Origin of the sequence: Sphingorhabdus contaminans, from assembly GCF_007280415.1 — a bacterium.
In the GTDB taxonomy this organism is placed as follows: domain Bacteria; phylum Pseudomonadota; class Alphaproteobacteria; order Sphingomonadales; family Sphingomonadaceae; genus Sphingorhabdus_B; species Sphingorhabdus_B contaminans.
Window position 1 is genome coordinate 1,214,161 of the sequence record NZ_VKKU01000001.1, and the last position, 26,502, is coordinate 1,240,662.

21 protein-coding genes and 1 tRNA gene are annotated in these 26,502 nt (G+C 52.2%); 8 read left to right on the forward strand and 14 right to left on the reverse strand.

The genetic code is table 11. From position 1 onward, the window contains the following. Nucleotides 1-62: 62 nt before the first annotated feature. The gene (locus FOM92_RS05985; protein WP_143775855.1) at nt 63-1,145 is read right to left on the reverse strand and encodes an N-acetylmuramoyl-L-alanine amidase family protein; all 1,083 of its coding nucleotides are present in this window, start codon (nt 1,143-1,145) and stop codon (nt 63-65) included. 344 nt (nt 1,146-1,489) lie between these two features. Here FOM92_RS05985 and FOM92_RS05990 point away from each other — a divergent pair, with 344 nt between their 5' ends. From FOM92_RS05990 to FOM92_RS06000, 3 genes are all read left to right on the forward strand, one after another. After that, nucleotides 1,490-4,072 (forward strand): Rne/Rng family ribonuclease, encoded by a 2,583-nt coding sequence (locus FOM92_RS05990; protein ID WP_143775856.1) that lies wholly within the window; start codon nt 1,490-1,492, stop codon nt 4,070-4,072. A 116-nt stretch (nt 4,073-4,188) separates the two neighbouring features. After that, complete coding sequence (locus tag FOM92_RS05995) at nt 4,189-5,556, forward strand: M48 family metalloprotease (RefSeq protein WP_143775857.1); 1,368 nt, start codon at nt 4,189-4,191, stop codon at nt 5,554-5,556. Between the two features lie 55 nt (nt 5,557-5,611). Beyond that, nucleotides 5,612-6,433: a DsbA family protein gene (locus tag FOM92_RS06000; RefSeq protein ID WP_143775858.1), complete on the forward strand. Its 822-nt coding sequence runs from the start codon at nt 5,612-5,614 to the stop codon at nt 6,431-6,433. Between the two features lie 30 nt (nt 6,434-6,463). Here the strand turns inward: FOM92_RS06000 and FOM92_RS06005 are convergent, their stop codons facing one another. Together FOM92_RS06005 and FOM92_RS06010 are read right to left on the reverse strand one after the other, a co-directional pair. Next, on the reverse strand, nt 6,464-7,150 hold the full coding sequence (locus tag FOM92_RS06005) for an RlmE family RNA methyltransferase (RefSeq protein ID WP_143776342.1): 687 nt from the start codon (nt 7,148-7,150) through the stop codon (nt 6,464-6,466). Nucleotide 7,151: 1 nt separating this feature from the next. Next, the gene (locus FOM92_RS06010; RefSeq protein ID WP_246087218.1) at nt 7,152-8,180 is read right to left on the reverse strand and encodes a Ppx/GppA phosphatase family protein; all 1,029 of its coding nucleotides are present in this window, start codon (nt 8,178-8,180) and stop codon (nt 7,152-7,154) included. Nucleotides 8,181-8,545: 365 nt separating this feature from the next. On the opposite strand from FOM92_RS06010, the gene FOM92_RS06015 reads away from it, so the two are divergent. After that, nucleotides 8,546-8,619: transfer RNA gene (locus FOM92_RS06015), tRNA-Gln, on the forward strand. Nucleotides 8,620-9,759: 1,140 nt separating this feature from the next. Here the strand turns inward: FOM92_RS06015 and FOM92_RS06020 are convergent. The 7 genes from FOM92_RS06020 to FOM92_RS06050 form a co-directional block, all read right to left on the reverse strand. Further along, complete coding sequence (locus tag FOM92_RS06020; protein ID WP_143775860.1) at nt 9,760-10,482, reverse strand: hypothetical protein; 723 nt, start codon at nt 10,480-10,482, stop codon at nt 9,760-9,762. Nucleotides 10,483-11,158: 676 nt separating this feature from the next. Further along, on the reverse strand, nt 11,159-11,605 hold the full coding sequence (locus tag FOM92_RS06025) for a hypothetical protein (RefSeq protein WP_143775861.1): 447 nt from the start codon (nt 11,603-11,605) through the stop codon (nt 11,159-11,161). A 51-nt stretch (nt 11,606-11,656) separates the two neighbouring features. After that, nucleotides 11,657-12,256, reverse strand: a complete 600-nt coding sequence (locus tag FOM92_RS06030) for a hypothetical protein (protein WP_143775862.1) — start codon at nt 12,254-12,256, stop codon at nt 11,657-11,659. Next, nucleotides 12,256-14,406 carry a peptidase domain-containing ABC transporter gene (locus FOM92_RS06035; RefSeq protein ID WP_143775863.1) on the reverse strand — a complete coding sequence of 717 codons (2,151 nt, stop codon included), beginning with the start codon at nt 14,404-14,406 and terminating at the stop codon, nt 12,256-12,258. The genes FOM92_RS06030 and FOM92_RS06035 overlap by 1 nt, the downstream gene beginning before the upstream one ends. Further along, nucleotides 14,403-15,647, reverse strand: a complete 1,245-nt coding sequence (locus FOM92_RS06040; protein ID WP_143775864.1) for an HlyD family secretion protein — start codon at nt 15,645-15,647, stop codon at nt 14,403-14,405. The genes FOM92_RS06035 and FOM92_RS06040 overlap by 4 nt, the downstream gene beginning before the upstream one ends. Before the next feature lie 378 nt (nt 15,648-16,025). Further along, nucleotides 16,026-16,754 (reverse strand): hypothetical protein, encoded by a 729-nt coding sequence (locus FOM92_RS06045; protein WP_143775865.1) that lies wholly within the window; start codon nt 16,752-16,754, stop codon nt 16,026-16,028. Between the two features lie 92 nt (nt 16,755-16,846). Then, complete coding sequence (locus FOM92_RS06050; protein ID WP_143775866.1) at nt 16,847-17,425, reverse strand: hypothetical protein; 579 nt, start codon at nt 17,423-17,425, stop codon at nt 16,847-16,849. A gap of 376 nt (nt 17,426-17,801) precedes the next feature. On the opposite strand from FOM92_RS06050, the gene FOM92_RS06055 reads away from it, so the two are divergent. The 3 genes from FOM92_RS06055 to FOM92_RS06065 all read left to right on the forward strand — a co-directional run bounded on the left by FOM92_RS06055 (nt 17,802) and on the right by FOM92_RS06065 (nt 20,263). Beyond that, nucleotides 17,802-18,416 carry a hypothetical protein gene (locus FOM92_RS06055; protein WP_143775867.1) on the forward strand — a complete coding sequence of 205 codons (615 nt, stop codon included), beginning with the start codon at nt 17,802-17,804 and terminating at the stop codon, nt 18,414-18,416. 54 nt (nt 18,417-18,470) lie between these two features. Next, nucleotides 18,471-19,340, forward strand: a complete 870-nt coding sequence (locus FOM92_RS06060; RefSeq protein ID WP_143775868.1) for a Clp protease/crotonase-like domain-containing protein — start codon at nt 18,471-18,473, stop codon at nt 19,338-19,340. 182 nt (nt 19,341-19,522) lie between these two features. Beyond that, entirely contained in the window at nt 19,523-20,263 is a 741-nt protein-coding gene (locus FOM92_RS06065; protein ID WP_143775869.1) for a hypothetical protein, read from the forward strand. A gap of 240 nt (nt 20,264-20,503) precedes the next feature. Here FOM92_RS06065 and FOM92_RS06070 read toward each other — a convergent pair whose 3' ends face one another. After that, nucleotides 20,504-20,731: a hypothetical protein gene (locus tag FOM92_RS06070; RefSeq protein WP_143775870.1), complete on the reverse strand. Its 228-nt coding sequence runs from the start codon at nt 20,729-20,731 to the stop codon at nt 20,504-20,506. A 256-nt stretch (nt 20,732-20,987) separates the two neighbouring features. Here FOM92_RS06070 and FOM92_RS06075 point away from each other — a divergent pair, with 256 nt between their 5' ends. Then, complete coding sequence (locus tag FOM92_RS06075) at nt 20,988-22,310, forward strand: MFS transporter (protein ID WP_143775871.1); 1,323 nt, start codon at nt 20,988-20,990, stop codon at nt 22,308-22,310. Between the two features lie 8 nt (nt 22,311-22,318). Here FOM92_RS06075 and FOM92_RS06080 read toward each other — a convergent pair whose 3' ends face one another. The 3 genes from FOM92_RS06080 to FOM92_RS06090 form a co-directional block, all read right to left on the reverse strand. Next, nucleotides 22,319-23,440: a DUF1501 domain-containing protein gene (locus FOM92_RS06080; protein ID WP_143775872.1), complete on the reverse strand. Its 1,122-nt coding sequence runs from the start codon at nt 23,438-23,440 to the stop codon at nt 22,319-22,321. A gap of 4 nt (nt 23,441-23,444) precedes the next feature. Beyond that, the gene (locus FOM92_RS06085; protein ID WP_143775873.1) at nt 23,445-24,884 is read right to left on the reverse strand and encodes a DUF1800 domain-containing protein; all 1,440 of its coding nucleotides are present in this window, start codon (nt 24,882-24,884) and stop codon (nt 23,445-23,447) included. A 159-nt stretch (nt 24,885-25,043) separates the two neighbouring features. Next, nucleotides 25,044-26,483, reverse strand: a complete 1,440-nt coding sequence (locus FOM92_RS06090) for a S41 family peptidase (RefSeq protein WP_143775874.1) — start codon at nt 26,481-26,483, stop codon at nt 25,044-25,046. Nucleotides 26,484-26,502 lie beyond the last annotated feature (19 nt).

Genomic DNA, 26,502 nt, shown 5'->3' on the forward strand with positions numbered 1-26,502 from the left:
TCTCTAGCCGATTTGTTGCCAAGGTCCAGAATGTTAATCTGGAACCCGGCCTGTTTTTACCTCTATTGCGACGCAAGCCGACGGGCGAAATGGATCTGGATCGCGTTCGCGACACTGCGGGCAACCTTTTGCCTTCCGGATTCAGAACCCAAAAATTCCACATCCTCTTCATTGCTGAGATAGCCTGTTTCAAACAGGACCGACGGCGTGTCGGGTGCTTTCAGCACAACAAATGAGGCAAAGCGGTGCGAATTGGTTCGTATTCGCATATTTGGCCGCGATTCGCGCAGCAGCAATCGGGCAAATTCCGCAGACACGTTCATCGTTTCGCGCTGCGTCAAATCGATCAGGATCGACGACACATCCGCATCCGCACCGCCCAGATTGACGCCGTTGATGATGTCGGACTTGTTTTCACGGGATGCGAGCCGCTGCGCCTCACGGTCCGAAGCGACTTCGGACAATGTGTAGACCGTTCCCCCGCCCGCCTCGGGATTTTCGGCGCTGTCGGCATGGATCGAGATAAACAGGTCCGCGTTCATTTTCCGCGCGATTCCGTAACGGTCCTGCAGCACCAGAAACTTGTCGGAATCGCGGGTTAGCGCGACGCGGATGCGCCCGCTTTTCAAAAGCTCGCTGCGGATTGCCCTTGCAATCGCCAGTGTCACGTCTTTTTCGCGCTTCCCGCCATGCGGGCTGATCGCGCCCGGGTCATGCCCGCCATGTCCGGCATCAAGCACGACCAGAGGCAGGCTTTTGTCCTTGGGGCCGCTGATAACCGGCAACCCTTTGCCGATACGCGAAACAATCGGTGCTGACACTTCATAACGCCGTTTCGGCGGCTCGGCGCGAAAAGCCTGCTTTTGGGTGGACAACAATGTTTGCGGCGCAACAACCGGCGCAACCTGGTCCCGGACAGGATGTACCGGCGGGAAAGACATGGCCATATAAAAGGCAGGCAGGATCGCTACGGAGAGCATGTCGGCCTTATGCGTTTTTGACAGGCACACGGTCCAGAATTTTCTTTCATGCACGATTGTCCGGCATGAATATCCCCGGAACAGGCGGGGTTCCTGTCCCAATCGGTTGCAGAAGTCGAAGCAATCCTGCATCCAATCACATTCGCGCACATGGATTTCACGCATTCCCTTGCCGTTAGGTCAAACGGGTGCTAGCTATGCGGTGTGGGGCTTATATTCTTTGGTCCCTTTTATCGGGGCCACATCGTTTCGTGGCCGTTTAACAGGTTGACGCTGCATGAAGCATGATATTTCCGCCACCGCCGCCCTTGAAGGGAACGGCGTATGGGCTGGAAATCAAGCGCGCGCGAAATTCGCCCGCCATGCGCAAGCAGCAGACGCAATTTTTTCTTATCCACCATATCGCCATGCCGACGCCGACGCCCCGCGTCCGATGCGGCCTGGCATCAACAATAGGGCGGGCGGCCGACGGCTGACAACCGGAGCGGTCACTCGCTGGAGTAAATTCAATGACCACGCGTATGCTCATCGACGCGCGTCACCGGGAAGAGACCCGGGTCGCCGTCGTTACAGGAAACCGGATTGAGGAGTTTGATTTTGAGTCAGCCGAGCACAAGCAGCTCAAAGGCAATATCTATCTCGCAAAAGTAACCCGGGTCGAACCGTCGCTTCAGGCGGCATTCGTCGATTATGGCGGCAACCGCCACGGATTCCTGGCTTTTGCCGAAATCCATCCTGACTATTACCAGATACCGAAAGAAGACCGCGAGCGTCTCTTGGCCGAAGAAGCCGAGGCTGCTGCGGAAGAAGCCGCACTTCGCGAGCAGGAAGAGGAAGAGAGCGAAGAGCCTTCCGACATCATGCAGGGTTCGGAAGAGCGCGAAGACGAAGTATCCGATTTCATCGAGATCGAGAGCGACGACAGCGTCGAAACCATCGACATGAGCGAGGGTGAAGAGCCTGATCTCAGCACCAATGGCGACGATACCGCAGAAGAAAATGCGCGTGACGAAGCCGGTTCGCGCAACAACCGCCGCCGTCGTGGCCGCGGCGGACGCAATGGCGGCGAAGGCCGTGCGCCCAAGGCGAGCGACGAAGTACGTGCCAAGCGCATGAACCTGCGTCGCCGTTACAAAATCCAGGACGTTATCCACCGCCGCCAGGTGTTGCTGGTCCAGGTCGTCAAGGAAGAGCGTGGAAATAAAGGCGCGGCGCTGACCACCTATCTCAGCCTTGCAGGCCGCTATTGTGTCCTGATGCCCAACACCTCGCATGGTGGCGGCATCAGCCGCAAAATCCACAGCGCCGCCGACCGCAAGCGCCTGAAGTCGATCATTTCCGACCTCACCCTGCCCGCGACCATGGGCTGCATCATCCGCACCGCCGGACTTGCCCGGACAAAACCCGAGATCAAACGCGATTTCGATTATCTCGCACGTTTGTGGGATGAAATCCGTGAGCGTACGCTGCGCGGTTCCGCGCCCATGCTGATCCACACCGACAGCGATCTGATCAAGCGCGCCATCCGCGACATCTATAACAAGGATATCGAGGAAGTTTTTGTCGAAGGCGCCGAAGGATATAAGGCGGCCAAGGATTTCATGAAGTTGCTGATGCCAAGCCACGCCAAGCGTGTGCAGCATTATGCGGACCCCGTTCCCTTGTTCCAGCGCTACCATGTCGAAGACCAGCTGAACGCCATGTATCAGCCGATCGTGCAGTTGAAGTCGGGCGGCTATATCGTCATCAACCCGACCGAAGCGCTGGTGTCCATCGACATCAACTCGGGACGGTCAACCAAAGAGCATGGCATTGAAGCCACCGCGCTTTCCACCAACCTTGAGGCCGCGCGCGAAATTGCCCGCCAATTGCGTTTGCGCGACATGGCCGGTCTGGTCGTTATCGACTTTATCGACATGGAACATCATTCCAACGCCCGCAAAGTAGAGCGGGCAATGAAGGAAGCGCTGAAACACGACCGCGCGCGGATCCAGGTTGGCCGCATCTCGGGCTTCGGCCTGATGGAAATGAGCCGCCAGCGTCTGCGGACCGGCGTGCTGGAGGCATCGACCCGCCAATGCCCGCATTGCGAAGGCACAGGCCTTGTCCGCACCGCATCGTCCGCCGCCTTGTCCGCCCTGCGCCTGATCGAAGAGGAAGCCGCAAAGGGCAATGGCAGCCAGATTGTCCTGCAAGCCAGCCAGGAAGCGACGATTTACTGCCTCAACAACAAGCGCAGCGAACTGGCAGATATCGAGGAACGCTATCATGTCCGCGTTCTGATCGTCCCCAATGGCGAAACCGAAGGCGCGAAGCTGGCTGTCAGCAGTTCCGGCCCGCGGCCGGAAGCTCCTGTTGCCTTGCCGCCTATTGTCGACCTCGAAGAGGATGATTTCGAAGAGGAAATCGACGACACCGAAGGTGACGATGAAGAAGTCAGCGAACCGCGCCGTGCACGCGACGACCGCCCCCGCGAAAATGGCGAAGGTGGCGAAGGTCGCCGTCGCAAGCGTCGCCGTGGCCGCCGGGGTGGCAAATCGCGCGATCGCGAGGAGCGTCCCGAAAATGGCGAAACCCAGAGCGATGCTGCTGCGGAAAGCACCGAACAAAATGATGCAGCAGAAGCACCGGCATCTGAAGAGTCGAAGCCAAAGACGCGCCGTGGCCGCAGAGGCGGACGCGGCCGTGACCGTGGCGAGGCCGAAACGGGTGTAACCGAGGCGGAAACCAGCGAGGCACCGGCCGTCGTTGCGGCAGAACCGGAAGCTGCCGAACCGGTTGCCGACGAAAAGCCGAAGCGCCGTAGCCGGGCAAAGCCGAAAGCCGAAAAGGCTGTCGCAGCGGAAGCTGCCGAAGCGCCGGCAGAGGCCGAGCCTGCCAAAAAGGCGGCGCCGAAGAAGCGCGGTAAGGCAAAAGCCGAAACGCCCGCCGCTGAACCGGAGGCCGTTGCAGAAGAAGCAGCGCCTGCAAAAGCCAAAGCGCCCCGTAAAAAAGCCCCTGCAAAGGAGGCGAAAGCAGAGCCCGCCGCTGAATCAGCGGCAGAGAGTGACGCACCGCCGCGCACCGGCTGGTGGCAGCGTACATTCGGTTGATTAAACCGGCCCTACACAAAGATTACCCCGCCTGTGACAACCGGCGGGGTTTTCTTTGTGGTGCCCAAACCGATTCTTCATTGCCTGTTCACTTTGTTGACGCCACAACGGCGCACATGTTGAGCATATCACTTCGCCATCTGCGGGCACTTTTGGCGTGCATCCTCGCCCTGACCCTGTGCGTGCAGCCAGCGATGGCGCAATCCATTCTGCGCGATGCCGAGACCGAAGCCTTTTTCGAAGAAATTTCAGCGCCGCTTATCCGCGCGGCTGGCCTTGATCCTGCCAATGTCGACATTGTCCTGATCAACGACCGGTCGATCAACGCCTTTGTCGCGGGCGGGCAGATTGTCTATATCCACAGCGGTCTTATCGAGGCGGCCAAAACGGCCAATGAAGTGCAAGGCGTTATCGCCCACGAACTCGGCCATATCGAAGGTGGCCATGTTATCCGCTATTCCGACGGTGCAAGTGCAGCCGGCGGGATCAGCATCGCCACACTGATCTTGGCGGCCGCCGCCATTGCCGCAGGTGCGGGCGAAGCCGGCATGGGAATCATGGCCGCGGGACAGCAGGCCGCTCTAGGCAAGTTTCTGGCGTTCAGCCGTGCGCAGGAAGGTACCGCAGACGCCTCCGGTGCGCGCTATCTTTCCGCCGCCGGGATTACGGGCAAAGGTTCGATCAACTTTTTCAAAACGCTCCAAAATTATGAATTCCGCCTCGGCATTCCGCAGGAGGATAGCTACGGCCGCACGCACCCCTTGTCGGGCGAGCGTATTTCGGTGCTGGAAGATACCTATTCAAAGGACCCCGCCTGGAACAAACCGCTCAACCAGAAATGGGAAGATGACTTTAAACGCATCAAAGCCAAACTGACGGGCTTTTTGGCGGATCCCAAGGCAACGATGCGGGACTATCCCGAAAAGGACAAGAGCGTCCCTGCCCGCTATGCCCGCGCCTATGCCTGGCATAAGGGCGCCTATCCGCAAAAGGCGCTGGAGGAATCCTCGTCGCTTGTCGCAGCCGCGCCCAATGATCCTTATTTCCTCGAACTTCATGGCCAGATCCTGCTGGAGTCCGGAAAGCCGGCCGAAGCGGTGCAGCCGCTCCGCAAGGCGGTCGAACTGACAGGTAACCAGCCGTTGATTGCCGCGATATTCGGCCATGCGCTGATCGCCACCGAAGACAAATCGAACCTGGATGAGGCAGCGACCGTTTTGAAGGCTGCGGTCACCAAAGATAACCAGAACCCCTTTGCCTGGTACCAGTTGGGCGTTGTCTATGAACAAAAGGGCGATACCGCACGGGCCGCGCTTGCCAGCGCCGAACGGTATCTGATGGAAGGTGCACCCCAATTTGCATTACCAAATGCGCAGACGGCGATGGCGGGACTGCAGGAATATACGCCCGACTGGATCCGTGCGCAGGACATCAGCATGGTTGCCGAAGCACAACTGGCGCAACTGAAAAAGCGGCGGCGTTAAATCCCGCACCCTGTGAACCCTGGCCAATTTTCCCTTTTCGCGTAAAGCCCCCGACATGAACGACACCGTTAAAAACAACCGCATCCCCCTGATTATCGCAGCATTGGGGGCTCTCGTGCTGATCATCGTCGGCCTGTACCTGTTTGACCGTCCATCACCGGACACCTCTGCCACCGCCGGGGCAAAGGCAGAGCTAGCCGCAATCGCCGCAGATTCCGCCGTAGCCGCAGCCGGGATGTCGGATGCGCAGCGCGAAGCGACCAAGGCGCTTGTCCGGGCCACTTTGCTGGAAAATCCCGAAATCATTACCGAAGCGGTCGAAATCCTGCAGCAACGCGAATCTGCCAAACGGCTTTCATCGGTTCAGGACAAGGTGACCACGCCCTTCCCCGGTGCCGAAGCGGGCAATCCGAAGGGTGATGTCACATTGGTCGAATTTACCGACTATAGCTGCGGATTTTGCCGCGCGAGTGTCGCCGACGTGAAGCGTCTTTTAAAGGATGATGGCAATATTCGCCTGATTTATCGCGAGCTTCCCATTTTGTCGCCCGCCAGCCGCGAAGCAGCGGCATGGGCCCTCGCCGCCGCGGCGCAGGGCAAGCATCAGGCGTTTCACGACGCGATGTTCGCCGCAGGCCCGCCAAGCCCGGCCACGATCAGGGCTGCCGCAACAAAGGCGGGGCTGAACATGGCCGCGGCCCAAAGCTTTGCCGCATCACCCAAGGTCAAGGCCGAGATAGAAGGCAATCTGGCGCTGATGCAGCAGGTGGGTTTCAACGGCACGCCCACATTTGTGATCGGTAGCCAGATCCTTGAAGGTGCCTTGGGCTATGATGCGCTGAAAGACGCGGTTGCCAAGGCACGCAAACAGAAATGAGGATGACGGCTGACGCGTGAAAGACAGGCGTCAGGCTTTCTTCCCCTGCGCAATCACATACCATTCGACCGAGCCCTTGCGGCTGGCGGGTGGTTTGGCGTGTTTCACCGTCGTGAAGTTGTTTTTTAGGATCGACAGCAAGGCAGGGTCGGTGCCGCCTGCAAAAACCTTGGCAACGAAATCGCCACCGGGTTTCAGCACGTTGACGGCGAAATCCACAGCCGCCTCGACCAGCCCCATCGTCCTCAGATGGTCGGTCTGCTTATGTCCGACAGTATTGGCCGCCATATCCGACAGGATCAGGTCCGGCGCCCCGCCCAGCGCCTCGATGAGGCGATCGGGCGCGCTATCGTGCATGAAATCCATCTCGAACAGGGTAACCCCTTCCAGCGGTTCGACGGGTAACAGGTCGATACCGACAACAGCCGCTTTCGGGATCTGGCGACGCACGACCTGCGCCCAGCCGCCCGGTGCAACGCCCAGATCAACCACCGCGCGCTTACCGCGCAAGATATGGAATTTCTCGTCCAGTTCGATCAGCTTATAGGCTGCGCGGCTGCGAAAGCCTTCCGATTGGGCGCGGCGCACATAGGGGTCGTTCAACTGTCTTTCCAACCAGCGGGCCGATTGCACGGTGCGCCTTTTGGCTGTTTTGACCTTTTGCCGGCCCGCAACGCTGCGGCCGGAATTTTTCCCGCCAAAGAGATTGTCCGCCATATCAGTTACGCCGGTTACGACGCTTGGCATCGCTCGCCATCAGGGCGCGCAATATGCCTTCACGGATCCCGCGATCCGCAACGCCCAGACGTTCACCGGGCCAGATATCAAAAATGGATTCCAATATGGCGCATCCCGCAACGACGAGGTCGGCCCGTTCATGGCCGATTGTGGGAAACTCCGCGCGCCCCTTGATTGGCCGGCTCGCCAGTTCACGGCTGATGGCGCGCATCGCCTCTGTGGGCAGGTGCAGCCCGTCCACGGCACGGCGGTCATAGCTTTGCAGTTTCAGATAGACGCTGGCCAGAGTCGTGACAGTCCCCGATGTTCCAAGCAACCGATGATGCCCGCCGTCCTTGGGCAGCCGCGCGGCAAATTCCGCAAAGCTTGCGCTCACCTTGTCCCGCATCGCCTGATAGGTTGCGGCGAGACTGTCCGGATCGTCCGAATCCTGCCGTTCGCTTTCGGTCAGCGACACGACACCCCACGGCACGCTGACCCAGTCCAGTATTTCGGGTACAACACCGTCGGTCGACACCAGGACAAGCTCGGTCGAACCACCGCCTATGTCAAAAATCAGGGCAGGCCCCTCGCCTTCCTCAAGCAGGGCGTGGCAGCCCATCACCGCAAGGCGCGCCTCTTCCTTGGGGCTTATGATATCAAGATGTATGCCGGTTTCACGCTTTACGCGCTCGATAAACTGCGCTCCGTTCACGGCCTGACGGCATGCTTCGGTCGCCACCGACCGCGCAAGAACGACATTCCGTTTTTTCAGCTTTTCCGCACAAACCGATAAAGCTTCAACCGCGCGATCCATGGCCTCGTCGCTCATCCGTCCGGTCGAGGTCAGGCCTTCGCCCAAGCGGACAACGCGGGAAAAGGCATCAACCACCGTAAAGTCATCACCGCCAGCTTTGGCGATCAGCAACCGGCAGTTGTTCGTGCCAAGGTCAAGCGCGGCATAGGCCGTCCGTTCAAACCAGTTACGCCGGGAAAGCGCGCTTTCCTTCGCCTCTTCGGCGCCTGCCATTTCCGGCTGGGCCTGATAGGCTGCGTCTGCTGTAGCGCGTGCATTTTGGGATGGTCGCTTTGCGGAACGCGCAGCGACATTGGCCGAAGCCGGCTGCCCATTAGCAGCCCTTGGTGCCGCTTTCTTGCGACGGGGCGATTTCCTGCCTTTACGCCCACGTGCCTTATGCGGCGATGGTGCGATATTTTCGCCCATGGCCGTAACTCTCTTCTTATTTTCTATCCGGTTCGGATAACCCGCCGGTACCTGACGCCAGTGCTACGCTGAACAGGTTAAAATATCAAGATTTTTGCAAATCTCGTGCAAGGCCAGTGATTCAGCGGGTTGACCGCCCCCCGACGTCGGCATATAGGCCCGCCCACTGTTCCCCGGTCGTCTAACGGTAAGACTACGGACTCTGACTCCGTCTATTGAGGTTCGAATCCTTACCGGGGAACCAACTTCCTCTCTAAAACCCTACAAATCCTAGGAAGCCTGCGTACATGCGCAAAGATTCCGGCTACGAACGATTGTCATTTTAACTATCCCCTGCCGTCCCGCCCGGGTTTTTGCCTTCCTTGCCTTGCGGTTAGGTCATCAAACGTCAGAAGGCAGTCGTAGACATTGGTGGTAGAACAGCTGATGTAAGCACAAGCCCATCAGTTCGGAACTACACTGGCGGATTAAGTATTGCAGACCGTTTCACGCTCACTTTCGGCGACCCTGTAGCGAGCCTCTACAACGGAGGAATTATCGCAGTTGATGTGACGGAATATTGAAAAGGATCCTGCGGGTTTGTGGGAAGTTTCCCCTGATGATCAACGAATTTTGCAGTTGAGAATTTAAGCACCATTCTTGGGAGAAATATTTTCATAGTCATGGCAAAAATAGGCCCCAAATAATACAAGTCTTCATCTCAATTTTTTCACAACAAGTAACGCCATAATTTGCCGAACAAATAATACGACATCATTATAAATGAAAACAAAGATATAAAACGGATGAAATATTTCATATAAATTCCGAAATTGAAATATTTTAATTTGATGATTTATCCCGACCGGGACTGCAATTTTATTTTATAAATCCATAACTCATATCATTGGTTTGCATGAGTACGCCGCTATAGATGGCTCCGAAGTTGTTGAAATTTCACGATTGCAAGTCAATGTATCTCTTCCCGAGAGTTCATTTTTTTGCGAATATACTCTATTCCACACCATGCTATAACTACAGCACTACCAGTGAATGAGATTAAGCTATACTTGATATAGCTTAGGCCAACCTGCTGAATAGCAACGAAAAATGCCACAGATTTCGCTAATGGATATGCGGAAATCAATAATAAGAAAATTGCTCTCGTGCTCTTCTTGTAAATAAAATATATTGATATTAATATAAAATATATAATAATATTAAGAATTAATATGTAAAATATACTTATAAAATTGTTATTTAGATATGAAAATAATACACTAGATACAGTAAAACATAATATAGAAATGTGAAACGCAATTTTCAATTAATCATCCTTTATCGACAGATATACATTTCTAATGAATGATAGCTCTTTTTTGACCAATATTGCACGACGCTGAAATCAGGTTGCTGGGCACTTCGAAACCGTTTTAAATGGTCTCCAAATTGCCTCGTCTTCGGTGATTACAGCCATACTCACGCTCTCCGGGATATGCCGGCTCGAACTATCAATGACATCAGATTTTGTATACGCAAAGGAGCCAGTGTAGCCTTTGCCTATCCAGCTTTTATACGTATCCGGCGAAGGAATAAAGAAGGCCCACTTACTAGCGATCGCAGCACGGCCGTTCTTTTTTGTGTAACATAAGATATCCAAATAATGCAGCGGCTGCGTTGCAATATCTGTTTTCAGATTGATATGCCTGAAAAACTCTTCTTCTTTTTTTGCCAGATCAAAATCCAATTGATCGATATTGACATTCTGTCGTTCATAGAAATTACGGATGGATATTGGACTTTGATGCAATCCAACTATTGGCTTGTCGACAAACTCTATGGTTTTTGCACTCGGCAAAATATATTGAGCGCATGCCGACAGGCAATATTTTTCCACTCTTATGTGGATATGGTGATCATAAATCAACCTAGCCAGATCCATTGCAGATGAAGAATCGCCACCTTGACTAGTGATAACAATACTATGTATTCCGTCTATATTCTTTGAAACTTCCGCTAACATCTGTTCATTAATTCGACCGGTCAAAACGGCATAGTCTGTTTTCGATACTGCGGAGTTTCCGCATCCGGTCAGTAGAGCGGATAGTACGACCACTTTAAACTTCATAGTTACAAGGCCTGTTTAACCTGTCGGCGTGACTGGCGCCGGTAGGCAGTTTGGAATGGTAAAATACCCACCCAAAGCAGCTCCCGTTACCAATACGATAAACCCCGCCCGGGCGGGAGGAAATTAGCCAAAGCTGCGCATCTATTGATATTTGCAACTACTCGGCATTTTGTGAAATAGATGGTGGCGGACTATGATTTCCTAACCGTAGCTTGGAACTAAATTCCAAACGTTCGAATGGCAAAAAACCGCACACGCTATCTAGGCCAACGAAAGCTTAAGGTACATTGGTACGGCAAAGGCCGCTCCAAGCGCAATATACCTTAGGTTGATATCAATTTGAAAAACATATATCACAAACAAATAAATAAGAAACAATACCGGAAAAAAATAAAATATCAGCATGTTAATATTAACTATCCTATCTTTATTTCCATCAATTGGCACAACATCCTTTCGAAAAGAAAAAATAGTTGAAAATAGTATAACAAACAAAATGCTTAATATATTGTTAATCGAAGTATTTTTTGATGTTAAATAACTTATAATTATTAAAATACAAATTACCAACGAAAATATATTCAATTTTTTTTCACTCATGGAATTTTCCCAGATGAATTATTAAATTGGGATGGGCGTTTTTCATTTCCGACAAAACGCCCATCTTATTTAAATTCTATCCATCAACGGTTTGAGGAACTTGGAAACCACCGCCGTTACCGTTGCCTACATCCATGAGTAAAGATCTGATCCAATCAGATATCCAGCTAGCACCGTCCACCAACTCATCATAGAAGCCCCCTAGAGTATTCAAAATATCGTCACCATATTCGGCGATCAGATCATCTATTGCCGCTCCAATCTCGCCGCCAAGGACCGCTCCCGCAGTTGCCCCAGCAATCGTTCCGTGGTCTCGACCATAAAAATATCCAACAGCTGCACAGCCTGCGGAAGCCTCAGGGCCTAGAGGGGCACAAACAGCTAATCCAATTTCGGCTCCTACAACAGCGCCACTTTGGCTGCCTGCTGCTCCTCCAATCGCGCCGCCGATAGTACTGCCAGCTGTCTCAAACACTCCGGTGCCAGATACACAAAGAACTTCTAAATCATTTAATTTTCTCATTTTTATTCTCCATCAATTTTGAGTCTAAATATCTAATTATATCAAACCTGCTTAACCTCCTTTCAGAATGGCCGGTTGACGAATGTTTTGGAACTTACCTCTGAGCAGCGCAGTTAAATGTTTTGCGTAAGCGATCGCAAAAGGCTGGCGTGAGCAAATCAGCTTCGCGATGTTCAGATCTACAAGCGGCTTGATCAAGGCATGCTCCATTATGGGGGCGACGTTGGGGGCTGCGTTGCAGATGCCTGTTAATTCATTCAACGTGGCAAGCGCGCAGGGTACGGCCATGTCTGGCATCGCCAACGATTTAACTGAGCCCATAAAGTGCCTCATGCGCCTAATGATAGTATCACTACGTATGACACATGGCAGCTTTTTGGATTGTATAGAATAGCCAAATTTGGATATTTCTGAACCCGGTTGATAAGTTAGTGCAAATTTTTCTAAATCATATCCGTCAGCGTCGCTTCGAGGAGCGCGGGCCGTCAACCCGTTTGCCACAATCGTGCGGTTATCTTCATTGTCTATGCTATTAAGGCTGCCGTCACCATCATAGTCACCATCTGCTGCCCAATTCTCGCTGAGCATTTGTTGATTTGTCCCTGCAAGTTGACAAAAATCAAATGCGGCGGAGTTCGTGTTTAAGTGCATTACGGTGCCGTTCGCTCCATTATTTTTGCTGCATTATGCTCCACCAATTGCCCACCCAGCAGTGCAACGAGGCGCTGTGCGTGAGATATTGCCGAAGGCTGGTGGGAGCAGATCAGGATCGCGATGTTCAGCTCGGCGAGCGATTGCATCAGCCCATGCTCCATCATAGGATCGATGTTGGCTGTGCCTTCATCGAGAATTAACAAGGCAGGTTTGCGGTATATGGCGCGTGCGATGCATACGCGCTGTTTTTGCCCACCGGATAGTGTCGAGCCCATATCGCCGACAAGCGATTCATATTGCATCGGCATCGCCATGATGTCGTCGTGAACATGAGCGAGCTTCGCCGCGGCGTGAATGTCAACCAAGGCTGCGTAGGGATCGAAGAATGAGATGTTTTCTGCGATGGTCCCTGCATATAGCGAGTCATCCTGCGCCACATAGCCGATCAACTCGCTGAGCTTTGTCGGCTCATAACTGTTTAGCGATCGACCGTTCAATAGCACTTGCCCCGTGGTCGGCTCGACCAGGCCCTTGATAATCTTGATTAGCGTCGTCTTGCCGCCACCAGACGGCCCTGCCATGCCGAGAACCTCGCCGGACTTAATCGACAGATTTACGCCTTTGAGAACTTCCGGATCGGCATGTGAGTAGCGAAAGCGGACGTTGCGCAGCTCAAGTCCGGTGCCAAATTCAGGAGTGGCTGCAGGCGATTCCAGCCCTTCGTTCTTCTGCTTGGATAAAGCGATGTCCGATATCCGGCTCAAATGAACCTTGATGATACTGAAGTTCATCGCCTGTTCTATGAGCCTGACGCCAGTATCGAGAAATTGCTGTTTGTAAGCTTGTAAGGCGAAGAGCATACCAATTGACATCTGCGCATCTAAAGCCAGCGATATCGCCAGATAGACAAACAGCACCCGCTCGACGGCAAGGGTCAACTGCGCGGCTGCATCGAACCCGGCACTTAACCGCCCCAGCTTGATTTGGGCATTGACCGCGTCGGCCTTGGCCTTTTGCCAGATCCGTTGCCGATTGCCTTCCTGACCGAATGATTTGATCGCGGAAATTCCGCGAATGGATTCGATGAAAAGCGTGTTTTCCTTGGCTGCCGTCGTGATAGCGTCGATGTTACGGAACCGAAGCGCCTGAAGAAAACCTGCGCGCAGGCCAGCATATAGTAGCAGTGCCCCAAACGCGACCATGCCCAATAATGGTGAATAGACAAACATCAAGGTAAGGGTCAGCAACGCCATTACGCCGTCGATGAATGCGGCGATCATACCTTGAGACAGCAATTGTGTGATCGGTAATGTCGAACCGAACCGCGATACGATGTCGCCGACATGCCGTTTTTCAAACCACGGTAACGGCAAACGCATCAGATGACGGAACAGGTTGACTGTCACTTGATAGGAAAGTGCGTTATTGAGTGTGACCAGCACAAGTGATCGCAACCAGCCTGCCAAAAAATTGATGATAGCAAGACCGCCGAATCCGAGCGCTAACATGAGTAGCAGATCCCGGTCAAAACTTGGGAACACAGTGTCGATGGAAATTTGCAGGAAGAACGGAGTTGCCAGCGCCGCCAATTGAAGGACGACCGAGAGCATTACGACTTGCCAGATTGTCGACCAGAACCCCGACATTGATGACCAAAGCTGCGAAATTCGCAATTTTGACTGTTCAATTTTAGGGCGAAACGATTCAGACTTTAACAGGTCCAAAATAACACCCGTAAAATGACGTGAAAATTCGTCTCGAGTTAACAACAATGCACCGCGAGCCGGGTCATGGATGTGAAAGCGGACACCGCTAAAGCTTTTGGTTATCTTTGTAAGAACTACGAAGTGGTTGAGGTTCCAGTGCAAGATCGATGGCAATGATAAGTGGATGAGGTCATCAATGTCACCGCGCAGTGGACGGGCGCTAAATCCCAAGCGTTCCGCCACTTCCATCAAATCTTTGAGTGTTGCACCTTTAAGCGACGTCCCGTAGCGCTGGCGTAATGCCAGCAAGTCCGTCTTGTAGCCGTGGTAACTTGCCACCATGGCAAGACAGGCTAAGCCGCATTCACTAGCTTCATTTTGGGCGATATAAGGCGTCCGCCTTGCACCTTGAAACTCGATCAGATCAAGTATCGCGGTCATGCTGTCCGCTTTTTCACGGCGTTTAGCGGGGTAAGGATCCAATCCAGAAATGATTGGCGTTCCAGCACTATATTTGCCTTTAACGTCATGCCGGATTGCAATGGAATGCGTTTGCCGTAACCGGTCACTTGCTGCTGCGAAATATCTACAGATATTCGGTAGACCGCGCTCTCCAGCTTGATAGGAACATCCGTTTCGCGCGGGTCGAACACTGTTTGCGACACAGATGAAACTTTGCCCGCAAAACTCCCAAAGCGTTGATATGGGAATGCATCGAAAAGTAGCCGCGTTTCTTGCCCAGGCTGAACAAAACCTATGGCACTTGTTGGTGCGTAGAGTTCTGCTCGCAAGATGGTGCCTTGCGGAACTATCACTAACATAGGGGCTTGGCCTGTCGCAACGCGGCCAATCGCAGTTTGCACTGCTGTGACGCGTCCCGAAATAGGAGCGGTGACAACATAGCTGCGTTCACCTTCAATTTGCGTTCGTTCCTGTTCGAGTGCAAATTGTTGCGATCTAATTTCGCCTCTGCCTCTCGCCGCATCGATTGGAAGCACTGCAATCTGGGATGCGGCTTGTGTAGATTCTGACTGCTTCGATAGGCGCTGCTGTTTTAAACTTTCAAGCTGTTGCTCTGCTGCAATAAGTGTTTGGCGTCGACGTTCAAATTCGACTTTGCTTACAAAGCCACGGTCTACGACCTTAGCAATTTGTTCGAAGATTTGACGGTTTGATGCGACGACCTGCTCTTGCAATTCGATTTGATGTGCTAAGCTAGCGACCTGCTGCGTAGATGATTTTATGACAGCGTTGAGACGCTTCCTTTCAAATCCGACGCGCTGCTTTGCTATGCTGATTTGCTCTTCGCCCAAGCGTAAACGCTCGTCGACGGAAACCGCGCTTTGATTCAAAATATCGAACCCATTTTCGCTTTGACGGTCTAGCTTTATTACTGCGATCCGATCACCTTTTTTGACGAGGCTCCCGTCGACCACAGCCAAGTGCGTCACAATTCCAGGCTGCGAAGCATAGATTTTAGATGTTGGCTGGTCCGTAACTAATATGCCGGGGACCGTCTCAACACGCGAATAAGAGCCTTGCGTTATCCAAGCTGCCGCAATTCCAATTACGGCGATAAGAGCGCCGACCATGATTTTGGTTGATAATGGTTCGCTTAGGACAATCTCGCCATAAAGTCTTTGTTTGCGAGCTTCAAATACCTCGTCACGAAATAGCTTCATTTACAAGCGATTAGCAGCAGGCTCTGACGATGCAAATTATAAATTGCAATACTATGTATAAATGCTCAAACTAGGGCTTAGATGCTGTTGATTATTAGTACGGATTTAACAGGATTGACTCGTCTATGCCTTGCTTGGATTTGGCCCTTATGCTCAGATGTTCGATTTTATCGTTTAACCAGAAATTATGCCATGGTGTGTTTTGGAATGAAAAAAATTAAATATATGTCAGCTGCAGTAATAATTTGTAATATTAGCTCATTATCTAAATCTTGCATAGAAAACCAAGAATTAATAATAGAACAATTAATTGCTAATGTGTTATTAGGAATTGTTTTAGGACTGGTTTTCTTTTAAATTAAATATAGATAGCATATTTTATCTACAATTTTGTATAATATTTTTCAGATAAATTTTGTTATTCGATCCAAATTTATATTTGGTGCCACTGATATTGTGCTGATTTACTAAGTGATCTGCCTCATCTATATTTCTAGGCCAAAATCCTTCAAATTTGAAACCTGAAATTGATAGATATTCAGAATTTGGTATCCAAAAGTCGTATTTATTTATCAATTTTTCACCAAGCTGGCTACGTTCGATGCAAATTGGTTCCACTTGATACGTGGAATTTTCTAAAAGACTTAACGATACGCCTTTTCTTAAATATAAATCTTTCGCTCGATTACTATTGCTCTCAATCTCTTTGAGATTAAATATTCTTATATCTTCTGTCCTGACAATCTTTAATATGCCGAAGCTATTTAAATGAAAACTTACAATAGAATTCTCTGAAATTCTAACCTTTGATGCCGCGACCATCAAATATTGTGCGCATGCCGATGTGCAAGCTCCTTTGATTATTAGGTTCATTTTATTATTTTCTATAATCTCGGAAATGTCTAGCGCGATTGATTCTCGTCCTCCTCGGCTATTGATGATTATGTTTTTCACTCCTAAAGACGCTGCATTCTTGATTTTGAAAAGCATCTTCGCATCAGTAGGCCCTGAAACAAAAATATGATTTGTTTCAATTCCTGATGAACTGCATGAGTATAGCATACTTATGATCAGAAAGTATTTTATTGAGTTCATTAGTAAAAGCATAAATGGCTCCATTTAAATTAATATATTGGCCGATAACAATTACCGGCCAATATATTTTCTATTAATGCCAAATAGATTATTTAAAATGTAGGTTATTGTTGTGTATTATGCTTTTCGAATATGGGCAGGTAAATGCCTGCATTTATCCCTATGCCAATTGTGAAGGGGTCGAAATCGAAGGCATAAATTATATCAGGGGATTGCAGTTGGGTGTTGTCTCCATTGTTTTGTGCCGTGGCGCCATCGCTACTATACCCAATAAAATAACCACCCCCTAAGCCGACACCCGCACTAGCATTAGTTTGTCCAGTTGCGCCACTAACGCTGGCTCCAAACACGCCAGCGATCCAACCACCTCCATACCAACTACCCGTGTCTGATGGCACCGAAGCAATTACGACGATCTCCGGAGAGTCTAGAACGCCGTCATTATCGGTATCCACCCATCCCAAATCCCATCCCTCGGGAAGCGTCAGGTTGCCGAAGCCACCGTTTCCGGCAGGTCCAAATACACCTGACCCAAATCCAATGTCTTGTTGGAAATCCCAAATCAGCGTGGAATCATAATAGAGCTTACTGCCACTCACGGTGATTATGGGCTCTTCGTTATCACTGTTGCCCCCAAATACCGCTCTGCATTCATCGACACTAATTTCACGCAAGTTACTCATTACCTTTACTCCTCGTACGTTGGCCATCTGGCCATATGCCCCAACATCATCCCCATACTTTCGCCGAATGGCCCTAAGAATGAGAACGTGCCGAAGGTTGGTGAGAGCAAATCAGGATCGCTCTACTCAGCTCGGCGAGCGACTTCATCACAGTGCGCTCTATCATAGGATCGATTTTGGTGGAGATCGGTTCGCGTAGAACAACTTCACCATTTAACTTTTGCTTGCGAGTTTCGAATACCTCATCACGGAACAATTGCATGCCCAGGAAATAGCAGCCGCCAACGCCATTGCCAATTATAAATTGTAATACTATGTATAATTGGCCGATCAGCGGTATTTGATCGGTTGTAGGCTGTAGGAGGAGAGCAAACCTATGTTGCGCGAACTAAATAAGGAAGAACTTGATTTCGTTTTCGGTGGTGATGGTCAACAGGGTGGAGAAATCATCGTAAATGGGCAACGTTTTCGCACCAGCGAGGTCGGAAGTGCCTTAACCGGTTCAGAAATGGGCACCGTCTTTATAGGCGGCACAAATCAATACTTGCTCGTTGATAATGGACCCCAATATGACGGAGAGGAAATCCTTGTCCAAGCATTAACCCGCACTGATCCATCTTCGAGTTCGATGGAAACGGCCCTAGAAAGAAGTTTCTTTAACTTCGGCGGCGGCTATGGAAACGCTGAGCAAAATGCTGATGGCTCTTGGTCCATAACTGCTTCGCTTTTACCGACCGACGATCAAGTAATCTATGAAGCAAATTATACGGCTGTAAACACCTTGTTGATGCAGCAGCTTATACCCGATGCCAGCGCCAGAGTGTCGCTCGCAATAGCTTTGACGGAGCGCGGATACTATCCTTCGGCTAACGGCATGAATATGGCAGGTCTCTATCAAACTTATAACAATCTTCTGAATTCTGGTGCTCAAACCGACCGGAGCGTTAACGGATTTGCCAACTGGGTTGTCGGGCCATCGGTCGCGAACTAGCAAGAGTGGCTTGTTAGTTTTGAGCCCACATTAGGCTCTGGCAAGGGGACGCAAATGTTCGTTATTTCAACAGTTGCCGCATTGTCAGTGATTTCCGCTGCAAATCTGGAAAGCCTCCAGTTGGCGGAGCCCGGACCTCAAACACTAAGTAACGAAATTCGGTGCAGTGACAAATCCAATACAACTGAAATTACTGCAAATGGAGTGGCCTGTGTAAGCGGCATAATTTCCGTAGAAAGCTACAAAATATTTCAAAGATATAAAGGCAGGATAAAAAAGGTAATTGTTAATAGCAATGGAGGAGATGCGGATAGTGCCATGCAGATCGGACGGCGCATCCATAAAGATCAGGCAGAGGTTGAAGTTCGGGAAAAATGCATATCTTCTTGTGCTAATTATATCGTGCCTGCGGCAAGTACACTAAGTGTTTCAGATGGAAGCCTCATCATAATTCATGGAGCAATTCCACGGGGCGTGATAGAATTCAGTCAAAATCGGAAAAGCAATAGAACCAGAGCCAAAAATTCAACTGTGGATCTACACCTTGAATTTTCGAAGGTTCGGAAGGGAATACTGAGACGGGAGCAACTATATTTTGACGAAATATCTGTAGATGATGCCTATGTTACGCGTTATAGAGAGCAAGTAAGAAGCATATTAATAATGAAAAAAACCAAATGCTTAAGTTACAAAGAATTCTTTTTGGTGTTGGATCGACCATATTTAGAGGAATTTGGAATAAAGGTTTCGAAATGGCCCGATGCATCCGATGAAGAACTTTTCAATGTCGCGCGCTCAAGATATACTCACTCAAACATTGTTTTTGGTATCGACTCCTATTTTGTCCGGCTCCTGCACCCCATAGGATTGGGATGTGTTGACCGAACCAGTAGGGCGCTAAATCAAAATGCAATAATATTTTGAAATGGCCGCTTTAGCTCAAAATACAGAACAGTTCATCTTTGATTTTTAACATAAGTTGTATTATTTAACTTAATTTGCCAATTGGTTGTTTGTAGACCTAGACGAGACCACTGCGCTTGAACTCGTAAAATTAGAGCGGCAAGTAAGGTGGTAGAAAAATGTGAGGGAACAGCGGGATAATAGTGGTACGAACATCGTTATATTCAATAGTTGCTTTAATACCAACACTGGGCAGTTTTCCTGCCGAGGCAGCGGGCAAAGAAAATGACACAGCGATAAGATCGCTTTCCGCTGATTATGCCGACTGTGTTCTGGGATATCAAACGCGGGTGGTTTTGGCGCGCGAATTTCTCGTCAACGATTTGCCATCGGAATCTTTGGTGAAGGGCAAACTTAGCCGCCTTATAAACGGTGAATGCTTGGTGAAAGTCGCAAAACCTGAAAATGGAATCAGGATGACGTTTCCCGGTGAGCTATACCGTTACGCTCTGGCGGGAGCGCTCATTCGCCAAGATTTCGGACAGGCTGCATTTGCTGATTTTTCCAAGGTACCGCCCTTGGCGCATCGTCCATTGCCCGTCTTGGATGAGGCAGCCGTCCCTAAGAAGAAAAAGAAGGCCGAAGAATTTCGTGAAGCGTTCAGGCTTGCATGGCTCGATGGCTTTATGGCCCGTTATGCGGAATGCGTAGTGCGTCGAATCCCGCAGGAAAGTCGCGAACTGCTGGCTAGCGAAGTAGCTAGCGTTCAAGAAAAGCATAATTTTGGCCTAATGGGTGATGCATTATCAAAATGTATGCCGGAAGGCCGGACTGTACGCTTTGGCAAGGAAATGCTGCGGGGCTCCCTTGCTGTGGCATATTACCGCTTGGCTGATGCGGCCGTCAAACTCGACAAGGATATGAAAGAGCAAGTGCCGAGTTAGTTTTAGCATCTTTTTCGGTGGTGAGCGTTATGTTCCTCATCTTTCTCCTACCAACTATTTTGATGATAGCTGAAATTTTGGAACTGTCCCTAATTCTATCTTATGCTCGGCGATGAGCTCCGTTCACACACTCAATCGATTACCGACACAGTGTAGATCGCGCCCGCAGAGCCGATGTTTCCGTCAATATGGTCAATGTCTGCATCGGATAAATCTACTCTCAACGTTAACACCAAAATTCTACAAATCTCTGCGAAGGTCGTTCAGGCAGTCATCCCGGATACCCGAAATATCAAAATCTTCTCCGACTTGTCCCAGATATCCTTTGACATCGAATTTAACTTGTAATTTTCGTTCGCTAGGGCCCGTACTGATCAAATTTTGGACCTCTTCAACTACCGTAGGAATAACGTTTGAAGGTTCCGACTGGTCGAAAGAAATGATCTCAGGTCCGAGTATACGGTTCATTTTCTCCTCCTATTAAAAAAATCGTTAGCGCCGATTGATTAACCGTGACGTACTTCACGGTTGGGTTCACCGATCAATAATGTATCAATACGATTAACTTCTACTCGGAGTTTCGACCAAGTCTCATGCGGTGGTTAGCCGTTAGCTTGCTGCACGCGAGGCGCTTCCTATTTTCGGCCCTCTATCGCATCCCCCACATCCTTTTGGGGACGAGCGACTGCTTGCGCCAGAGCGCTGGCTGAAGGATAGCAAGGCAATGCGCCGGACCAACCCGTTCCATCTGATTCTTGCAAACAATCTTTTGCAGAACATCGTCAATTTCACGGTGTGGTTTGCAGTGACATTCTGGGCGTTTCTCGAAACGAAATCGGTATTTGTCACAGGAATGCTTGGCGGCATTTACCTCGTCCTGACCGCGGCCTTTGCCTTATGGTTTGGCAGTCTTGTGGACCATCATCGCAAGAAACGGATAATGCTGCTATCCAGCGCCGCGTCCTTGCTTCTCTACATCGTGGCGCTGCTGTTCTACTCATTCGTTCCGGAAACGGAGCTGACCCGGTATACCGATGCCAGCCTGTGGGGCTTCATCCTGATCGTGATGCTGGGCGTGATCTGCGGCAATTTGCGCACCATTGCCTTGCCCACCCTTGTCACCATCATGATCGAGGAGGACAAACGCGATAAAGCCAACGGGCTGGTCGGCATGGTCGCCGGTATCGGATTTCTGCTGACGTCGGGAATAAGCGGCCTTCTGGTCGCGTGGGACGGTATCAGAGGCACGCTTTTTCTGGCCATCGGCTTTAGCCTTGTTGCCTTTGTCCATATGCTGGTCCTGCGATTTGACGAACCCGACCCCTCTCTTTCCACGCCCGAAGAACATCGGCGTGTTGACTTGCGCGGCACCATAAAGGTTATCCGTGCGGTACCCGGGCTCGTCGCGCTGATCATTTTTGCAGCGTTCAACAATTTGCTCGGCGGCGTGTTCATGGCGTTGATGGACGCCTATGGTTTGTCCCTGATGAAGGTCCAGCAATGGGGGCTGCTCTGGGCTCTGGCATCCAGCGCATTTATCGGGAGCGGATTGGTGATATCGCGGAGCGGGCTCGGCAAAAACCCGGTTCGGACCTTATTGTGGGTAAATCTCATCACCTGGGCCGTTGCCAGCCTGTTTACTGTGCAATCCTCAATCCTGCTCCTCGCCTTGGGTTCGGTGATCTGGATGTTCCTTGGCCCCTTCATGGAGGCGGCCGAACAAACGACGTTACAAAAGGTTGTGCCCTATGAACGGCAAGGCCGCGTGTTCGGATTTGCCCAGTCCGTCGAACAGTCCGCCGCGCCACTTACCGCGTTTCTGATCGGTCCGCTTACGCAGTTTCTGGCAATTCCGTTCATGACCAGTGGCCTTGGCGCCGAAATGATCGGCGACTGGTATGGCACGGGTCCGGAACGTGGAATGGCGCTGGTTTTCACGATTACCGGCCTGCTGGGCGTCCTGTTGACAACATGCGCGCTTGCATCCCGATCCTACCGCCTGTTGTCCGCGGCCTATGCCGGCCATCGGGACGACGCCGAGAGCTGAATTCCGCCTCAGGCAAAGTCGGGAAAAAGCTTTGCCCTCGTCTTTACAGGATCAAGTCCGTAATGCTGCGCTACCGCTTCACTTGCAAACAGCTCAAACCGCATCGTCGGTTTCAGGTCGCGCCCTTCATATAATTGTGACGGCTTCAGCCCCGGCCAGTCCGATTTGATCCGGCCACCATTTGTCAACACTCCACCAAACAGCATTGCCGCCGACGCTGTCCCATGGTCGGTGCCGCCGGTTCCGTTGAAGGCAACGGTCCGTCCAAATTCGGTTGCAACCATGACCAGCGTATTGGTCCACTCGGCACCAAGGCCATCGCGAAGGGAGCCTATCAGCGCATCGAGTTGACCAAGCGCGCCGTTTAGACGTCCTTTTTGCTGGAAATGGGTGTCCCATCCGTTTGTTTCCAGCATCACCACGCGCGCGCCATTTGGGCCTTGCATAAGACCCGCCGTCATTTGACCAAGCGCAGCGCCGCCTTTCAATGTCTGGTCCGCAGGCGCACCGGCCATGGATTCCGTTGCTTGCGCCCCGTCCCACAGGGCCGAAAGCTGCGCATCCTCGGCATAAAGACCGGTTAGCCGTGTCATGAGATCCGGGTCGACATCGGGCAAACGCGACGGTGCATAGCTGTTCGCACTGACGGGACCGCGCATTGCCAGGGGCACCGCCGGGGCTACCGCCAACCCCTTGGCATCATCTTGCGGAAGCAGCGTCAACAGCCGCCCGAGCCACCCGTCTTCCCGGCCGTAGGGGCGGTCAGCGCCCGATTCCAGGATATTCTGTGCATCAAAATGCGACCTCTCCCGATATCCTGACGCAAGCGCATGGGCAAAGCTTGCCTGTTTGAGGACGAAAAGTTTGGCGCTTTCGGTCATGGCGGGATGGAGCGCAAACATGCTGTCGAGTTTTGTCCCCGCTGCTGCCTCTTCCGCCTGCTCCCCGCGCGCACGCAGGAAGTCCGGATCGCCGGTCGGCGCCAATGCTGCCAGTCCATCAGCCGCACCGCGCTGGATGATGAAAACGAATTTCTTGTTGGTGCCGGGTGCAGCCCAGCCAACACCCGGAAAGACGGCAGCGCCCAGACCAAGGACACCCGATGCCACAAAGAAACGACGGTTCAGCATGGCCTTATCTCCGCAAAAATTCTGGGGACAGTAAAAGCAGCGCGAGACCCTGCGACGGGCTTTCCGCCCGGGCGATGCTTTCGGTGGTTAACTTGCCGATTTGTCCCGACAAGATGCGCGGTGCGAGCTGACGTGCATCCACGCGGTTGGCGCTGCGCTTTGCGAGCTGGCTCGCGATCTCCACACGCCGCATCAAGGCAGCTCCGCCCGCCCAGTTTTCAGTTGTGTCGCTATATCCCGCCGGTGATCCAGGCCTCCAGATCGGTTGGCCCATCTGTGCCATAATGTTCGCACTTTGCCGGTTGTTCGGCAGTTCCCGCACATTCAGGGCGCGCAGCGATGATACCGCCCAATCCCATGGCGATTTGAACTTGGCCTGCTTGGGAAGCCACATTTCGGGCGATTCAATCAATGTGCGATACAGCTTCGGCAAATCACCACCGCTTTCCAGAAAAGTTTTTTCCAGCCGCGCAACCAGTGAGGGCGAGGGCACGTCAGCGGCGAAATGCTGTGCCAATTTTGTTGCAATATGCCGCGCCGTTGCTGGGTGGGTGGCAATGTCGGAAAAAATCGCCCGTGCCTGCGCTTCGCCCTGCTGGCTATAGCGCCGGCCAATAACCTTCCGCTCGCCGGGTTCGTGAATGCCAGGAAAGAACTGGCTGTCGCCATCCTTGCCATTTGCGGCAAGAAAACGCTGCAAGGGTCCCTTGGCCATTCCGCCAACCGTAAATCCGGTTAAGGCCCGGGCGAATTCGGTAACATCATCCTGATTATAGACCGTTCGGACACCCAGCGTGTGCAGTTCCAAAATTTCGCGCGCCAGATTTTCGTTTAGCCCCAGCTCTCGATTCCGCCGCGCCGCCACCCGGACCGCAAGTGCGCTGTTCGGCCCGATCGACTGTGCCTGGTCCAGATAAAGCAGCATCGCAGGATGTGTCGCAGCGGCAAAAAGCAGATCTGAAAACTTGCCCATGATATGAGGGCGGATCGCCGTAAATTCATGGTCACCGGCCAACGCAAGGACAGGCAGCTTGTCGACAGATACCGCGAAATGGTTCGACCAGAAATGCACCAGACGCTCGGCAAAATCGGTATCGGTCGTGATTGCCGATTCCATCCGCGCATCCGCCGCGGCTACATATTGAGCCCGTAAGCTGTTCACGACTTTCTCGATTTTGGCAGGATCGATCTGCGGCGTTTCGTCCTCCATCCGGGGCGAAGCAGCGCTTTTTACCGCTGCCCGACGATCTTTCCGATCCAGTTGATATTCCCGAAAACTGGCAGCGATATCGGCCCGGCTTGGCTGGCCTGCCAAAGCCGCCGGTTCGGGATTATACTGACCGAGTTGCGATTTGAGCCAGTCTTTCGGGCTGTCAGGTGCCGTGCCAGAGGGCCGCGCGCCCAAACCGAAACGGTTCATCGCGATTGCAGTTTCTATCGTCATCTTCGCTCCAGAACATCTGGTGATGCATGACTAGGATAGGCTGGCGTGCCCGATGCACAATGCGCAAATTGTATATAATTGTCGCAAAGACCGACCGGGGCCGGGCCACCAATTGGCGGCATCGGGCCAGCGTCGGCAGGCGGATGCGGCTCCGGTTGCTTAATAGGCGCCCGGAACCTCACGCTGTGCAACATTGGGGGCATCCGGCAAGGGCAGAACGCGACGTTCCCTTTGGGATGAGGTGCTTTGCGCGCTTTGCCCCGCAATCACCGGGGTGCAGCTTCGTCCCGCCAGGAAATCGAGAGCGGTGCGCAGCGATGCTTCCTGCGGGTCGCCCAAAGGACGCGTAATGTCGTCTGCGGCGGCACAGGTTGTACGCATGGTTTGCGCCAGACCGGAATAATAGTCGCCCTGCCCGGCCGCATTCTCCTTGGCGAAGGCGACGACGCGGATACGGTCATCGCACGCCGTCTGATCCAGCGCGATCTGGCCGACGGGTTTTCCGAATGTATTGCTGCCGACCAGCGCGGCATTCACGCCCAGAAAGGGTACGAAGCTGTTCATGACCAGCTCGCTCGCCGACGCGGTCGCATTGGTCGAAATGAAGGCTATTTTTACAGGCGACACCGATTGCGACTGGACGATGAATCGGCGGGTTTCATTGTTGGACGATTTGGATGGCCGGAACCGTGTAAAGGTGAAGACATCGCTGCTGAGGCGGTTGCCGCCAAGTAGATCGCTCATCAGTTCGGCCGTGGATACCAGACCGCCACCATTGTAGCGGAAGTCGATCACGAAATTGGTGATACCTTGCGCCCGGAAATCGGCAAATGCGGTCCGCAACTGGTTGTCTGCGGTCGTAATGAATGTGCGCATATTGATATAGCCGACGCGTTGTCCGCCATTATCAATCGTCTTGACCCCATAACGCGTGGACAGGGGATCAATGTTGAAATTGGCCTTCGTTACGGTCACATCCCGCGTGCCGGAGGCATTGGAGATGCGCAGCACCCTGCTGGTGCCTGCCGTACTTGGTCCTAAAGCATCGGTAACGCCGTTGGCACCCTGCGTCGCCAGAATGTCGCTGACATTGACCAGATTTGCGGTTGTCGTTCCGATGGCGAGGATTTCGGTACCGCGGTCAAGCCCGGCGGTAAGGGCGGGTGCGCCTTCAAAAGCTTCGATCACAAACAGGCGGTTGCCCTGATAGGCGAAACGGACGCCAAAGCCAGCGGTCGACCCAGATGAGAAAAAGGCATTCTCTTCCTGAATGGACGTCACATAGGTGAAGAACCGGTCCCGACCCTGCGCGCGTGCCGTCGCCGTCAGCGCGTCAATATAGGCCTGAACTGTCGTGTAAGGTGCTGGGCTAAGGCTGGAGGGCAGCAATTCGGGAAACAGATACCATTCATTGAGAACGGCAAAGGCGAAATCCTGACGGTTACGCAGGCTGCAGGCCGCCGTTGTGGGCGGAGGTGGTGGCGGGGTTGCGCTGGTGGGCGGGGCCGATCCGCCACCGCCGCCGCCACCTCCGCCGCCACAAGCTGTGGCACCTGCGGCCAGAATGATGATGACGTTTTTGAGCTTCCCCAATTTCATACCGGACATCTTTCGCGAT